Below are 15076 nucleotides of genomic sequence, written 5' to 3' on the forward strand. Positions count from 1 at the left end.
TTTATGAACAAGCTATTTCAACCTGTCAGCTATGGCAATATTCTCAGCAGCAACCGTTTCGTGATGGCACCTATGAGCCGCAACCGCGCCACCGAAGATGGCTGCGCAACGGCCATGATGGCGACTTATTATGGCCAACGAGCCAGTGCTGGTCTGATTATTTCTGAAGGCATGCAACCCAATCAAGTCGGCCAAGGTTTCATGAATTCACCGGGTTTACATAACCCATCTCAAGCGCAAAGTTGGCGCAGAGTGACACAAGCTGTACACCATCAAGGTGGCAAAATCGTAGCGCAACTAATGCATGCCGGACGCATCGGCCATCCATCACTTTATCCTAGTGCTCACCAATCGCTTGCGCCATCGGCTACTGCAGCAAAAGGAGAAGCTTACACCGATACAGGACCTCAACCTTACCCAACTCCCAAAGCGATGGCTAAACAAGATATCGTCGACACGATTAAAGACTTTGCCCAAAGTGCTCAATACGCGATCGCGGCCGGTTTTGACGGAGTTGAAATTCATGCTGGCAATGGCTTTTTACTGCATCAATTTATGGCTAGTAATTGTAATAATCGCGATGACGAATATGGTGGCTCGATAGATAACCGTTTACGCCTAACACGCGAGGTAATAGCTGCCGTATGCGAAGCTATAGGTGCGGCTAGAGTGGGTGTGCGGATCTCACCCGAAAACAGCTACAATGACATCGCAGAAACCGATAGTGCTCAATTGTACGAAGCGCTGGTGAATCACTTGCCTAAAAATCTAGCCTACTTACATATTATGGAAGCTGCAAATCGCCCCCAAACCGAAATAATTCGTGCCCTGTGGCAAGGCAGTTTAATTCTAAATCCACATAAAAGTTGGCAGGATGGTCCTGTCAGTCCAACTGTTGCCGAGCAAGTACTTGCAACTGAACTCTGCGATGGTGTTGCATTTGGTGCACTATTTGTTGCCAACCCAGACCTAGTGGAACGGGTACGTATCGGCGCCGAATTTAACGATCTGGATAGTAGCAAATTCTACGGTGGTGATGAGAATGGCTACACCACTTACCCGAACCTACAACAAGCTGCAGCGCTTGCATAACTTAAACCACTGAGCACTCTCCTACCACATATGACTAAGACAAGTTGTGACTTGTTTTAGTCATACATTGCCTTATGTAACCTTGATACGGCTCGTTTCTACTACCTCGTTAAGGTACAACCTTTCAAGGATTTAAAATAAATTAATTAACGCTCTTAACCTCAACTTAACTTGAAGTTTTAGAGTGGACTGGAGAATTAAAAAGGTGATACGAATGACGACACAACTTCATCTGGATTCACTACAACTCACTCACCGCCATAACTCGTTTTCACAATTAAATGAGATCATTGCAAAACACTTAGCCACCTACAGCTTCTCAAGTATCAATGCCATGAAAGCGGATACTCTATCTCTTGACTCCGAAGCGCTAATTGAGCGATTGGTGCTCAAAAAGCAAGGTGGCTACTGCTTTGACTTGGCATTGCAATCGCTTGGTTATCACGTCACCCCATTATTAGCTCGCGTCAAGCTTAACAACAACTCAAGTAACGCCAGAACGCACCGCCTCACTATGGTCGAACTCATAAGTGAACGCTATCTATTTGACGTCGGTTTTGGTTCTAAATGTCCTACTGGCCTGATCCCTATTTCACAAAGCGACATGGTCACACTCAACACCCATCAATATAAAGTTACTTTGACTGACCAAAGCGTTGAAGTCGCATTAGTTGATCCGGAATTACTCGTGCTTTATAGCGCTGATTTTATTGAAATACTTGAAAGTGATTGTAACGTCGCACATTTTTATAGCCACCAGTATCCCGACTCTGGTTTTGCCCAGAATCTCGTCTTATCGCATCGTGTTGTGGTTGAATTAGCAGGACACTTTAATAAAGGAATATAATGCCATTATTGAGGTGAATATGACTAAACGAATAAATAAGCAGTATCCAAACGATTTTAAACAAGAAGCAGTGGCTTTGGTGCTTGAGCAAGGTTACACAATAGTTCAAGCAGCCGCTTCTTTAGGTATCACAGATAAAATCCTTTACAGCTGGGTTTCTAAACACAAAAAGCAGGCACAAGGTGATACCTTATCTGTCGATGAACGCACCGAACTTATGCTGTTACGCAAAGAGAATAAACGCTTATTAATGGAGCGTGAAATCCTAAAAAAGGCCAGCGCCTTCTTTGCGAAAGAAATGAAGTAAGGTACTCATTTATCAAGACTCTTGTGTCGAAATATCCTACTTCGATGGCGTGCAAAGTGATGCAGGTCAGTACATCAGCGTATTACGTTTGGCTTAAAAGTCCTGGTGAGCTTATCACTGCCGATACACTCGCATTGTTTCGTCGAGCTAAAGCATTATTCAAGGCCAGTCGGAACAGCCTAGGTAGTCGAGAGTTAGCTAAAGCGCTACGCAAAGAAGGGTTTAGTATCACACTGTTGTGGTTGAGTAATGCGATGCCGAATGATGCTCTCTCATACACTTGCTGATTAATCGCAATAACATGTTTTTTCTCAATGACATCTAAGCTAAGTGGTAAGAACTGTTGGCCGTCAAAAGTGTATGTCCCATCCGCTAGCTCGCTCATACCTTGTACTTGCAAGATTGCTTCAACTTGCGCTAGTGGCTCAGCTTTACTTTCAGCAACAGTAAAACTACCTAAATAACAATCATCTTGCTCAACCGCTAAAACCTCATTGAGCTGGTGATTAAAATAACCATCGCGCACAGACAAGCCATACTGACCAAGAATTTGGTCAAATAGCCCAAGCATATGCCCAGCTTCCATCTCAAGCACCTCGAGAATATTGTTTTTGTAAACAGGCTCAATGGCTGATGGCTTACCTAAGAAATGCAGTGATAGAACCGGCTGCCCTGTTTCAGGCAAAGCTTGTATTAAGTGCAACTGATGATCTTGTGGGTTGTAGTAATAAATCCCGGCATCTAAATCAAACAATTGCTGTAATTCCACATAAAGTTGTGTTGCATACAGCGCACCAGGCGATGCATAACCATATTTTGGTAGCAGTCGCTCTGGGCTTTTAAACTGCCCAAAATACCGCATGATCTGGCCAAATTCGCCGAAACTGAGTGTTGCAATATCGCGTTTTCCGTGTAGATCTGGCTGTTGGCTAAACAGTTTAAGTAATTCATCTAACTGGACATCACCACCATCAAAATAGCGATAAGTTTTGCGCGCAAACACAGTTTCCAGTTGGCCTTTACTTGGAGTCGCATTCGGCAGCGCAATCGCTTCATGGCGTAATTGCGCCGTCAACGTTCGCAAACCAGCATTCGATAACTGCGCTTTCACTTGGAGCTTGTTTTTCTTAGACTGGTGATGCTCGCCATGACTACCTTGATCCATAAAAGCCGCTTCACGACTATTAAACTCAACGCAGGCAACCAGATTTTGGAAACCCGTACGGTCATCATTTTTAACCACTACCGCCGTATTCTTAACCCAGCTGTGTTTTTCAATCGCCAAGCGGATCTCATCCAACTCCACACGATAGCCACATAGCTTAATTTGATTATCGGTGCGAGAAAGAAAATGTACTTCGCCGTCATTACCTTCACGAACTAAGTCACCAGTTCGGTAAAGTCGGTCATGATTTGGTTCTGTACTAAAAGGATTCGCGATAAACTTCTGCGGAGTGCTCGTTTCACGGTTATAATAACCACGCGCAACTTGCACGCCACTAATGAACAATTCGCCGCTTTTACCTTTTTCAACAGGTTGTAGCTGCTCATCCAAAATGTAAAAAGCAGTATCCGCAACGGCCTTACCAATCGCTATTGCAGCAGGTGAATAGGGCAAATTCTCTAAGGTAACTTCATAGCTTGATGCATTAATAGTACATTCAGTCGGGCCATAAAGATTTATTAGACGACGACCCTGTAACTCATTTAAACATTGCGCGGCAAGCTGTTTGGTGAGGATTTCGCCACCACTGAACAACATAGTTAAAGAGTCACATAGCTGAATGCCCGCCGAGTCGAGCAATGCTTGTAGCAATGTCGGCACGCATTGTAGCACTGACACTTGATTTTCAATGATGCTATCAATTAGTGCCGCAGGGTTGCGATACATGCCGGCTTCACTAGCCACGACTGTCATGCCAATAGCGTTAGCCAACAACTCCCATTGCGCCGCATCAAAGCTAAATGGTGTTTTCTGTAAAATACGGTCTTGGGCAGTAAAACCAAACTGCGTCAACCATTGCATCTGCGCAGCAATACTGTGATGCTCTATCATGACGCCTTTAGGGTCGCCAGTACTGCCAGATGTGTAAATCATGTAAGCCAAGTCATTTGGCATTACTTCGGCCTGAAAGTGCACAATACAGCTCACTTCCTCAATCGCGATAACAAATACCGACTCATCGACCATGGCCGCAAGCTGAGCCTTTAAGTGCTGCTGAGTAATAACGATGCGGGCCTTTCCATCTTTGAGCATATATTCAATACGCTTAGCTGGATATTCTGGTGAGAGCGGTAAATAACCACAGCCAGCATATAAACTGCCCCACACTGCGCTTATCAGATCCGCTGATGGCTCAATATAGAGGCCAATATATTCACTTGCTTGCGCATCTAGCTGGTGCAGTAACGCTGCAATATTGGCAGCTTTTTCACCTAATTGGCGATAAGTCAGGCGTTTTTCCTTAGAAATAACTGCGACATTATCACCTTGAGAATTAATCTGGTGTTGCAACATGGCCACGAGATTGGTTGGCAATGTTGCATACTCACCGTTGTTGGCGTTGGTACGACATCGAAGTTCTGCATTGTGCGAGTTCATAATCAATCCTTGTATTTCAATCTGTAAATTGGGTCAAATTTCAAACTAAAATTTATTAACCAAATGTATAAATTTGGTGAACATGTTAGTCATACAAAAGATAAATTATTTTTCTTAATGTCAACTATCTTTGCGTGAAGTTACTTCTCATAATGAGTCTTGCTTCAGAGCTTAATTTGCGTTACTGTGACGTTTTCAGTTAAACAAGGGGGTGTATCTATGGAAAAAACTGACTTGGTAGATAAAGTGCTAGCGCAATGGACGCGGGAAAAACCCGAAATAGATCCATGGCCAATGGCAATTATGGGCCGTTTAGTTAGAGCGGATGCGATATTCAGTAAAACTTTGCAAGGTGTTTTCAAACAGTTTGGTTTAAATGGGGGGGAATTCGATGTGTTAGCAACATTGCGTCGCTCAGGCCAACCTTATGCATTAACGCCAAACCAGTTACTCCAAACACTGATGTTAACTTCAGGTTCGATGACCAATCGTATTGATAGGCTAGAGGAAAAATACTTAGTTGCGAGAAGCCCAGATCCCAATGACCGCCGTGGCGTGGTGGTATCATTAACCGAACAAGGGCTAAACTTGATTGATGAAGTGATTGTTGAACACGTCGCCAAAGGCAATGATTTATTGGCTCCACTTGAGCTTAAAGAGCAGCAACAACTTGCTAACTTACTTAAGAAACTATTGGTTGCGCACGCACATTAGCGTGCTTTTGATAGCTACTGGCTGGTGTACAAAAGCACAGTGGAGCACTCGCTTTTGTAATCTTCGACTGTGTCTTTTGCGACCACAGTCATGTCCATCTGTCACCACGCCGACGAGACGCCAGTCAATGTTCTAAACAGCGATAAAGCAAAAAGCTACATGTGGTTGTATTGCTGTGGCGATGACAAGCCAATGGGTAATAGCAATGTGGTGCTATATGATTATCAAAACAGCCGAGCATGCCGTTGCCCGAAAGATTTTCTTGAAGGTTTCAATGGCTATATGCACGTTGATGGGTATGCCGCGTACGAGCAAACCAATGCAAACCTTGTCGCTTGTCTTGCACATATGCGTCGCAAGTTCTTAGAGGCTAAGCCAAACGCAAAGAAAACCGGCAAAGCCGATGTTGCACTGAGCCTAATAACCAAACTCTATGGTATTGAGCAAAGCGTAAAAGGTAAATCGGTTAATGAGATATATGAAACAAGGCAAAAACAGGCAAAGCCAATAGTCGATAAGTTAAAACACTGGTTAACAGAGCGCGAAGATAAAACTCCCCCCAAATCCGCACTAGGCAAAGCGATAAAATACAGCCTAAACCAATTTGATAAATTCGAATGTTATCTTGAAAATGGCCGACTCAACATCGACAACAACCGAGCCGAAAGAGCGATAAAACCGTTTGTGATTGGGCGCAAGGCTTAGCTGTTCTCTAACACCTGCAATGGCGCTCATGCCAGCGCCATTCTCTACAGCATTGTCGAAACCGCGAAGGTAAATAGCCTTATAGTGACAGACTACATACGTACCTGTTTGCAGCACCTTTCTGAAAACCCTGCCGATGTTGAGCCCTTGCTACCATGGTTAATCTGGGCTAGGTGTCTTTGCCTAGACGCTTACAACGCTTTTAGGCTTTTAACCCATCAATACCTTTTAACCCCCTCGCTCCAAAAATGAAGATTGCACAATTCACATAACAAATTTAGTATATAACAAATTTATTATGGAGCGGTTGATGAGAGTTCTCTTCTTATGTACTGAAAATTCGGCGCGTTCGATTATGGCCGAGGCCTTGTTAAAACATCATGGCAAGGGCGAGTACGAAGTTTATAGTGCGGGTACGCAGCCGCATAGTGTTGATGCGCGTACTTTGGCGGCGATTGCACATTTTGGCTTGCCGATTAATGATTTACGCTCAAAACACCTTGATGAAGTGGCCAATATTCATTTTGATTTTGTGATTACGCTGTGTGATAGCGCGGCTACAGAATGCGATAAACGAGTGAATGGCACTCATTGCCTTGCTTGGGATTTTCCAGAACCTCGTGCTCGTAAAGAAGCCAACCCGTTTGAAAAAACACTGCAAGAACTCAACGAGCGGATAAAAATGTTTTTGCTGATAGAGCAAAAGCAGCAGCCCGCCGCCATTACCCCAACCACGTTTTATAAAGCCTTAGCAGACGATATTCGTTTAAAAACGCTGTTGCTTATTGCTGTAGAAAGGGAAGTGTGTGTCTGTGAGTTAATGATAGCGCTTGGCGAAGCCAGCCAGCCTAAAGTATCGCGTCATTTAGCCTTGCTTAGAAAGGCGGGTATTTTATCTGACCGAAAACACCAGCAGTGGGTATTTTACTCGATTAATCCCACACTGCCAGCATGGATGAAACACGCCATTACCGCAACGGTGGTGAATGAACCTATTTTTATTGAACAAGAGTTAGCACGACTGAATGCGATGGGCGACCGACCGACTCGTGTGGCGAGTTGCTGTAATTAAGGAGGTTTACAATGGGAATGTTTGAGCGTTATTTGTCGGTATGGGTGGCGATATCGATTGCTGTGGGTATGGCATTAGGTCTTGTTTATCCGCCACTTTTTGCTGGTATTGCCAATCTTGAAGTTGCTCATGTTAACGTTGTGGTGGCGCTGTTCATTTGGGTGATGATTTACCCCATGATGGTTCAGGTCGATTTTTCAACCATCAAAGAGGTGGGGAAGAATCCACAAGGGCTGGTATTAACTTTAGTGATTAACTGGTTAATTAAACCGTTTTCGATGGCGGCGTTAGGGTGGTTATTTTTTGAAGGGCTGTTTGCCGATTTTGTTTCGCCAGAAACGGCGCAAGAATATATCGCGGGCATGATTTTATTAGGGGTGGCCCCGTGTACTGCCATGGTGTTTGTTTGGTCGCAACTTACTAAAGGTGATGCCAACTACACCTTGGTTCAGGTGTCGGTGAACGACATTATTATGATTTTTGCCTTTGCACCCATTACCGCCTTATTGCTTGGGGTGAGTGATATTCATGTTCCTTGGGGTACTTTGTTTATATCCGTGGTGTTATATGTCTTGTTGCCGCTGATTGCCGGTGTGCTAACCCGCAAACACCTAAATGGTTCGGGTCGTGATGACGCGGCTATTGTAGCGCTACTCGAAAAAATAAAGCCCTTTTCAGTGATGGGGTTGTTAGCAACCGTTGCGCTGTTGTTTGGCTTTCAGGCCAAGACCATTATTGAGCAGCCGTTGAATATAGTGTTAATTGCGATACCGTTAATTTTGCAAACCTATGGCATTTTTATTATCGCGTATTTTATAGCGGTAAAGCTCAAACTAAAACACAACATCGCGGCACCTGCGAGCTTAATTGGTACATCAAACTTTTTTGAATTGGCTGTAGCGGTGGCGATTTCGCTGTTTGGTTTACATTCAGGCGCGGCCCTTGCCACGGTTGTTGGTGTGCTGGTTGAAGTGCCGGTCATGCTGTCGCTTGTGGCCATCATCAACAGAACAAAACATTGGTTTAACGAATAATAAGTAGAGGACTTTTATGCAAACCCACCCTTATGACACTTTAACGCTAACGTGCGGTGCAGGCTTTATTTTTACGCCGTGCCCTGGCACAAAAGCGGTAGATTTAACCACGTCTGTAGCGCAGTTAAAAAGCGCTGGGGCACAAGCAATAGTGACTCTGATGTATGACGCAGAGCTAAAACAAAACCAAGCCCAAACGCTGCCGAGTGTGTGCCACGAACACGGCATAAAATGGTTTCAGTTACCTATTTTGGATGACGATGCACCTAATGATGATTTTGCTAGCGCTTTTAAATCTCAGCTTGGTGACATTCTTACTATTTTACGGGCGCAAGGCACGATTGCGGTGCATTGCAAGGGCGGCTCTGGCCGTACGGGCTTAGTGGTTGGTTTGTTGATGAATGAGCTTGGTTACCACAAAGCTGACATTATTAACCAAGTACAGCAAGTTCGCCCAAAGGCGCTTGTTCACCCTGTACAACGTTCATTTTTTAATGAGTTTCAAAAAGTAGGAGCATAACAATGGCAATTAAAATTGGTATTAACGGCTTTGGCCGCATGGGGCGTTTAACACTGCGCGCGGCTTTTGCTTGGCAAGACGTTGAGTTTGTACAAATTAACGACCCAGCAGGTAACGCAGAAACCCTGGCGCATTTGTTAAAGTACGATTCAGTGCATGGCATTTGGCCCCATGAGGTTGATCATGATGGCAATAATGTGATTGTTAATGGCCATGTTATTCGGGTGACAGAAAATAAAACCATTAGCGAGACTGATTGGTCTGAATGTGATTTGGTTATTGAAGCATCAGGTAAGATGAAAACAACGCAGCTGTTGCAAGCTTATTTAGATCAAGGCGTTAAAAAAGTGGTGGTGACTGCGCCCGTAAAAGAAGACGGGGTGCTTAATGTGGTGATGGGAGTGAATGACCATCTGTATGATGTTGACCAGCACAGTATTGTAACGGCGGCTTCGTGCACGACCAACTGCCTCGCGCCAGTGATAAAAGTATTACAGAATAAAATTGGTATTAAGCATGGTTCAATGACCACTATCCACGATATTACCAATACCCAAACTATTTTAGATGCACCCCACAAAGATTTACGCAGAGCGCGTGCCTGTGGCATGAGCCTTATTCCAACCACTACGGGCTCTGCAACGGCGATTACGCATATTTTTCCTGAGCTTAAAGGCAAGTTGAATGGTCACGCTGTGCGTGTACCGCTTGCAAATGCCTCAATTACCGATTGTGTCTTTGAAGTTGAGCGCGCAACAACAGCAGCAGAAATTAATGCTTGGATGAAAGAAGCGGCAGAAGGGGATCTAAAAGGTATTTTGGGTTATGAAGAAAAGCCATTGGTATCGATTGATTACAAGACCGATCCACGTTCAAGCATTATTGATGCGCTTTCTACTATGGTAGTCAACGGCACTCAAGTGAAGCTGTACACCTGGTATGACAACGAATGGGGATACGCCAACAGAACCGCTGAGCTTGCTCGTAAAGTGGGTTTATCAATAAAAGGGTAACGAAATACTATGCAGCGCTTGGCATCATTATCAGACGATATTAAGCAATACCTGGTTGTAACAGGCAATTATTGGGCATTTACTTTAACAGATGGCGCACTGCGGATGTTGGTGGTGCTTTATTTTCATGCGTTGGGTTATAGCCCGCTCAGTATTGCCATGTTGTTTTTGTTTTATGAGCTTTTTGGTGTAGTCACCAATTTGGTTGGTGGTTTTGTGGGGGCTCGTTTAGGGCTCAATAAAACAATGAACATCGGCTTGGCGCTGCAAGTGATTGCCTTATGCATGTTGGCAGTACCTGCCGAGTGGCTCACGGTTGCCTATGTCATGATTGCACAAGCGCTCAGTGGTATTGCGAAAGATTTAAATAAAATGAGCGCTAAAAGCTCAATTAAAATGCTGGTGGCTGCAGGTCAAGAAGGCACCTTGTTTAAATGGGTGGCAATATTAACTGGGTCGAAAAACGCCTTAAAAGGGGTTGGATTTTTTTTAGGTGGCTTACTGTTAACACTGTTGTCTTTCAAAGGGGCGATGTTGCTGATGGCTGCAATACTGGCATTGGTTTGGTGCTACAGCCTCTATGCCTTGAAAAACGATTTGGGTAAAGCGAAGAATAAACCTAAATTTACTGATATTTTTTCAAAAAGCCGTGCGATTAATAGTTTGTCAGCTGCACGATTATTTTTGTTTGGTGCTCGTGATGTGTGGTTTGTGGTGGCGTTACCGGTGTTTTTGTCCCAAGCGTTTAATTGGGATCATTGGACCGTTGGCGGCTTTTTGGCGCTGTGGGTGATTGGTTATGGCATGGTGCAATCGGTTGCGCCTAAGCTGATTAATTTTAAACACAGCCTATCGCCTGCTAAAGAAACGGTAAAATGGGCAAGCTTACTTGCGGTGGTCACACTTGGGATTGCGGTGTCGTTATTTTTTAATTGGCAAGTAAAAACAGTGCTCATCGCGGGTTTAATGCTGTTTGGTGTTTTGTTTGCTATCAACTCATCCTTACACAGTTATTTAATTGTTAGTATGGCGGATGCGGATGGGGTATCGTTGGATGTTGGTTTTTATTACATGGCCAATGCGCTGGGCCGTTTAATTGGCACTGTGTTATCGGGTTGGGTGTTTCAGTTGTATGGGCTTGCAGCCTGTTTAGCTATTTCGTTTGTTTTTATTGGCCTCGCTGGGCTGATTTCGACTAAGTTACCAACTCAGGCAGCCCAATAAAGAGCGGCGAGTAAACGCTCGCCCTTAACACTTGGCCCTCAATGTTTGGTCTGAAACATTTAGCCCGTAATATTCAAGTTCAAATATTTAGACACTCGGATAACGTGCGTTGACAAAGCAATCGAATAATTGCTGGTATAAATCAGCTAAACTAGGGCGCTGCTCAATGTGTTCAAATAAGCAGCTATGAACCTCGGCCTTTACTTGCTCGCTTTGCTGGTGGTGTTGGTAACAAGCGTTGACGGGAGCGACCAGTTGTTCCGCAACGATATCAATTAAAATACAGGCTTGTGCCAGTACCACTTTCCCGCCGCCTTTTTTAAGCACGACACGCTGCGCCGTGCCGACTACTTTTTTGCCAGCGATATTAATGTTGTAATCACCATCACAGTAGCTACCGGGTGTGGCATGTACATCAACGTCGACACCAAAGTGGTTGAAAAACCGCGCTAATATTTGGCAAAAATCACGATAGGCATTAGGAATTGAGTAAGGTTCATCGTCGCTAAGGGCATACAGGTAAGAGACATTGATGACCCCTTGAGTCTGGGGTACTGGTGCGCCACCCGTTTTGCGGGCAAACACCTGCCAGCCTAATTGATTCAGCGCCGTTTCGAGAGACGCTGACTGTGGCCATTTATTCCCCGCAGGTAACACAAGGGTGCGATCACAGCTTTGCCACAATACTAACCCTTGGTCGAGTTGACCATTTTTTATCGCATCGAGTAACTCTGACTCTTTTGCAAAGACGGCTTCGACATCAATGTCGTCATAACGCAATACTTTGGCTTTGATTTTTGTCATGCTGTTATCATTCTTCTTGTAAGGCCGTTTGAGCAGCAAGCTTATCGAATAATCTCATGATCCCGCTAGCGTTAATTTTTGTGATCGCAGTGATTTTTTGTCTTCAGTAATAATACGTTGATTTGACGCTTTGGGCTTAAAGTGCCTATTCAGCGCGCCCGGTTTTTACCACCTCTCTATTTCAGATAGCAATCCTATCGATTGCCATGAAAAAAGAGAGGAGGTGACAGTTAAACGCTTATAGCTTCTTGCTTTGGGTGTCCTTCATTTTGAAGTTCAGAGATAAACTTAGCCTCAGCTTCATAATTGCGTTCTTTAAACACTTCAAAAGTGCGCTCTAACGTTTGGCGATCGATATCGTAGGTGATAAAGACTAATTTAGAACGACGGTCATCATCTGGCCATTGAGGTAAATAGGCTGCAGGGTGATAAGTGTGTTGAACACCATGAATCACAACAGGGCCAGCATGACCTTGTATGTTGATAATTCCTTTTAAACGCAGCAAATTTTTACCAAAAAGTGGCACCATAATGTCCACCCACATGCCAAACTTTGCTTCACTTAAAGGTTCATCAAAAATAAAACAGTGGGCTTGAATATGGTCGTTATGGCGATTGATATCATTCTGCGGTTCGCTTATCGGATTCAGTTGTGCAAATGCCTTGAGGCTATTGCCAGTGGGTTGTGCAGAAACGGAGCGGATATTAAGCCATTTTTTCAGTGGAATTGACGAATCTGTCGGCTCTATATGATCTAATTGTAAAATTATATTGGCGGCCACAGTGCCATTGTTTGTCATTTGAATATCGGCCGTAGGATTGCGCTCAGCAAGTTGTTGAAATAAGGTATCTAGAGTGTGTTTTTCAACATTCAAATCGGTTTTTGTCACTAATAATAAATCAGCAACGCTTACCTGTTTACGTGCTTCAATGTGCTGGGTGATGGTTGACGCACCATTAATAGCATCTACCGCGGTGACGACACCTTGCAAACGAAATTGCAAATGGATTGTTCGGTCGCGCATGAGTGTTTGAATGATCGAAGTCGGATCGGCTAAACCTGTGGTTTCAATGATGACTCGATCAAAAAGGGGTTGTCCATCACGCGCATATCGCCACGGAGTATCTCGTAATGTCTTTGCAAAATCCCCGCGAGTTGCACAGCACAGGCAGCCGCTGCCAAGCTCAACCACTAAATTGTCATCTTCTTTGGCATGACTGACTAAAAGGTGATCCAGACCCACTTCACCAAACTCATTAATTAAAATGAGGCTGCGCTCCATTCCAGGTTGTTTGACCAGTGAATTTAACAAGGTCGTTTTTCCACTCCCTAAAAAACCCGTTAATAAATAGACCGGTATACGTTCTTTTAAACTCATATCTTGCTCCAATCGAAAACTGTTTCAGTAAAATAAGTGATAGATAAATTAGTCAGCACCAGCGTTAAAGCCTGCAGGGTTGAGGGAGTCAATTGCTAACAGATTAGCTTTGGTTGGTAATGATACATTATCACATAATGGTTGTGCACTGCCTTTGCTTGTATATCGCGGTATTTAATCCTGTTATTCTACGCGCCTTGAATATGTGTGTAGTATGTGTGGAGTAACACAATATGATTAACGATAACGACATCATTGATACCCTTGAAGAGCTTGAAGCGTTTTTACTTTTAGTTGATAACGGTGGGTTGGGGCTGGCAAATGTAACAGGGGTGGCGCTTGCAACTAATAACAGCAACGGCCGACCGTTTGTTGCGGTGCTTGATGATCAACATAAATTATTATTAGGGCGCTGGGTCACCCAATACGTTTTTGATAACGGTAAAGATTTAATTCGTAAAGGCGCTAAAAAAACACATTAATAATGTTGTTTTAAAGTTACAACCTGTGGGTTCAAGGATGAACCATCGCTGGTTAAAATACCTATATAACTCAAACAATGACGAGCTTACTTCACAGAATCCTGCGTTATTCATCTATCTAACACGCTGTTAATCTATTCGACGTACTCATTTAATTACACATTGATATTTAAAATTTTATCGCAAAAAGTGACCTTTAATGGCTTGGCACGTGTATAACTGGGTTAATTATTCTAACGTCAGGAAACTAAAATGAAAAATACAAAGCTACTCCTTCCTTTTGCGATGCTGGTGAGCGCTTCGTTACCGTTAACCGTTTTAGCCGATGGTCATGGTAATCACAGCGTTGATAATGCACACCGTAGTGAAGCCAATCAGCAGCGTGATGTGTCTCGTAAACCTTATCAAACGCTTGAGTTTTTTGGAGTAAAGCCAAACAGCAAAGTGGTTGAAATTCTGCCTGGTGGTGGTTGGTACACTGAAATTTTAGCGCCAATGTTAAAAGAGAAAGGGACGTTGGTTGCGGCGCATTATCCGGTCAATATTGAGTCAGAATACCGCAAACGTTCACGTACTAGTTTTGAAAAAAAACTTGCTGATAACAAAAATGTGTATGGCAAGGTGATTGTGGCAGACTTTGATACTAATGCAGGTGTCGATAAAGCGACGATGGATGCTGATGTGGTATTAACCTTCCGTGGCTTGCACGGTTTACAAAATGGCAATGAGTTAGCTGCGGCATTTAGCCAGTTTAACCAAATGCTAAAAAAAGGCGGTAAATTAGGCGTAGTGCAACACCAAGCACCTGAAGGATTTAATCCAGTTGAAACCGCTAAAAAAGGCTATTTGCCTAAGTCTTATGTAGTTGCTGTTGCAGTGGCCGCAGGCTTTGATTTAGAAGCCGAAGCGTATTTTCATAACAACCACCAAGATCGCATCATCGTAGATGGTGTTGAGCGCGGCGTATGGGCATTACCACCATCATTAAGTGTTGAAGCCGATGCCGATAAAGAAAAATTTAAAAAAGTCGGCGAATCTAACCGCATGACTTTATTGTTTAAAAAGCGTTAATTGTAAACGCAATTAAAAAAGCACCACAGCAGCTTTAATGATGCTCTGCGGTGCTTTTTTATGAGGTTTTTTACTGGTACTCAGCACAGGATCCACCCTATCACCAGATAATGTTGGTACTTGGTGAGCTCTTACTTTTACCTACTTTTCCTACCCAATGATTTTTTCTCTGTGTAGCGTCGCGCCTCTTCGCCTCTGTGGTGAGTCGCT

General features: G+C 43.8%; 14 protein-coding genes and 1 pseudogene. 12 read left to right on the plus strand and 3 right to left on the minus strand.

Features of this window, described 5'->3' with window-relative positions; all coding sequences use genetic code 11:
* The first annotated feature begins 3 nt into the window (after nucleotides 1-3).
* The 3 genes from AC3KZC_RS04425 (at nucleotide 4) to AC3KZC_RS04435 (ending at nucleotide 2246) form a co-directional block, all read left to right on the plus strand.
* Nucleotides 4-1092, plus strand: a complete 1089-nt coding sequence (locus AC3KZC_RS04425; protein ID WP_490580130.1) for an alkene reductase — start codon at nucleotides 4-6, stop codon at nucleotides 1090-1092.
* Nucleotides 1093-1306: 214 nt separating this feature from the next.
* On the plus strand, nucleotides 1307-1939 hold the full coding sequence (locus AC3KZC_RS04430; RefSeq protein WP_490580129.1) for an arylamine N-acetyltransferase family protein: 633 nt from the start codon (nucleotides 1307-1309) through the stop codon (nucleotides 1937-1939).
* Nucleotides 1940-1958: 19 nt separating this feature from the next.
* On the plus strand, nucleotides 1959-2246 hold the full coding sequence (locus tag AC3KZC_RS04435) for a transposase (RefSeq protein ID WP_490580128.1): 288 nt from the start codon (nucleotides 1959-1961) through the stop codon (nucleotides 2244-2246).
* An 82-nt stretch (nucleotides 2247-2328) separates the two neighbouring features.
* On the opposite strand, the gene AC3KZC_RS04440 is transcribed toward AC3KZC_RS04435, so the two are convergent.
* Nucleotides 2329-4848, minus strand: a complete 2520-nt coding sequence (locus tag AC3KZC_RS04440; protein ID WP_490580127.1) for an amino acid adenylation domain-containing protein — start codon at nucleotides 4846-4848, stop codon at nucleotides 2329-2331.
* Between the two features lie 219 nt (nucleotides 4849-5067).
* On the opposite strand from AC3KZC_RS04440, the gene AC3KZC_RS04445 reads away from it, so the two are divergent.
* From AC3KZC_RS04445 to arsJ, 7 genes and pseudogenes are all read left to right on the plus strand, one after another.
* Nucleotides 5068-5562: a MarR family winged helix-turn-helix transcriptional regulator gene (locus tag AC3KZC_RS04445; RefSeq protein WP_490580126.1), complete on the plus strand. Its 495-nt coding sequence runs from the start codon at nucleotides 5068-5070 to the stop codon at nucleotides 5560-5562.
* A 105-nt stretch (nucleotides 5563-5667) separates the two neighbouring features.
* Nucleotides 5668-6426 (plus strand): annotated as a pseudogene (gene tnpC, locus AC3KZC_RS04450) (IS66 family transposase); the annotation flags it as partial.
* 151 nt (nucleotides 6427-6577) lie between these two features.
* Nucleotides 6578-7339, plus strand: a complete 762-nt coding sequence (locus AC3KZC_RS04455; protein ID WP_490580124.1) for a metalloregulator ArsR/SmtB family transcription factor — start codon at nucleotides 6578-6580, stop codon at nucleotides 7337-7339.
* Nucleotides 7340-7350: 11 nt separating this feature from the next.
* On the plus strand, nucleotides 7351-8373 hold the full coding sequence (gene arsB / locus AC3KZC_RS04460) for an ACR3 family arsenite efflux transporter (protein WP_490580123.1): 1023 nt from the start codon (nucleotides 7351-7353) through the stop codon (nucleotides 8371-8373).
* A gap of 16 nt (nucleotides 8374-8389) precedes the next feature.
* Nucleotides 8390-8893 carry a phosphatase domain-containing protein gene (locus tag AC3KZC_RS04465; RefSeq protein WP_490580122.1) on the plus strand — a complete coding sequence of 168 codons (504 nt, stop codon included), beginning with the start codon at nucleotides 8390-8392 and terminating at the stop codon, nucleotides 8891-8893.
* Nucleotides 8894-8895: 2 nt separating this feature from the next.
* Nucleotides 8896-9906, plus strand: a complete 1011-nt coding sequence (locus AC3KZC_RS04470) for an ArsJ-associated glyceraldehyde-3-phosphate dehydrogenase (protein ID WP_490580121.1) — start codon at nucleotides 8896-8898, stop codon at nucleotides 9904-9906.
* 9 nt (nucleotides 9907-9915) lie between these two features.
* Nucleotides 9916-11130 carry an organoarsenical effux MFS transporter ArsJ gene (arsJ, locus tag AC3KZC_RS04475; protein WP_490580120.1) on the plus strand — a complete coding sequence of 405 codons (1215 nt, stop codon included), beginning with the start codon at nucleotides 9916-9918 and terminating at the stop codon, nucleotides 11128-11130.
* Nucleotides 11131-11217: 87 nt separating this feature from the next.
* On the opposite strand, the gene AC3KZC_RS04480 is transcribed toward arsJ, so the two are convergent.
* Both AC3KZC_RS04480 and AC3KZC_RS04485 read right to left on the minus strand, forming a co-directional pair.
* Nucleotides 11218-11934 carry a lipoate--protein ligase family protein gene (locus AC3KZC_RS04480; RefSeq protein ID WP_490580119.1) on the minus strand — a complete coding sequence of 239 codons (717 nt, stop codon included), beginning with the start codon at nucleotides 11932-11934 and terminating at the stop codon, nucleotides 11218-11220.
* A gap of 230 nt (nucleotides 11935-12164) precedes the next feature.
* Entirely contained in the window at nucleotides 12165-13313 is a 1149-nt protein-coding gene (locus AC3KZC_RS04485; protein ID WP_490580118.1) for a CobW family GTP-binding protein, read from the minus strand.
* Nucleotides 13314-13546: 233 nt separating this feature from the next.
* On the opposite strand from AC3KZC_RS04485, the gene AC3KZC_RS04490 reads away from it, so the two are divergent.
* Nucleotides 13547-13795: a hypothetical protein gene (locus AC3KZC_RS04490; protein ID WP_490580117.1), complete on the plus strand. Its 249-nt coding sequence runs from the start codon at nucleotides 13547-13549 to the stop codon at nucleotides 13793-13795.
* Between the two features lie 252 nt (nucleotides 13796-14047).
* On the plus strand, nucleotides 14048-14866 hold the full coding sequence (locus AC3KZC_RS04495) for a class I SAM-dependent methyltransferase (protein ID WP_490580116.1): 819 nt from the start codon (nucleotides 14048-14050) through the stop codon (nucleotides 14864-14866).
* Nucleotides 14867-15076 lie beyond the last annotated feature (210 nt).

Source organism: Pseudoalteromonas sp. J2K-J031 (assembly GCF_058197095.2).